1 pseudogene is annotated in these 218 nt (G+C 58.7%); it reads right to left on the minus strand.

From position 1 onward, the window contains the following. Positions 1 to 218, minus strand: a pseudogene (locus QWJ46_RS31200) (ISNCY family transposase); the annotation flags it as partial.

Raw genomic sequence — 218 nt, forward strand, 5'->3', positions numbered from 1 at the left:
GACTTCCTTCCGGCACATGGCGCCATCAAGGTTCTCATAATCGGCCAGCGGACGATGCATGTCCTTCGGATTGCGTGGCTGTTTGCCGAAACGGACATTGAAATCCTCGATCCTGCAGCGTCTGGTTGGCGCGTTCCACCCGGCCTTTGGCCTGCGGGGTGTTGGCGCAGATGATGTCGATGTTGAGCTCATAAAGCGCCCGGCCGAACTGTGTCAGG

This window comes from Rhizobium sp. CBN3, assembly GCF_030518245.1.
Taxonomy (GTDB): domain Bacteria; phylum Pseudomonadota; class Alphaproteobacteria; order Rhizobiales; family Rhizobiaceae; genus Rhizobium; species Rhizobium aethiopicum_A.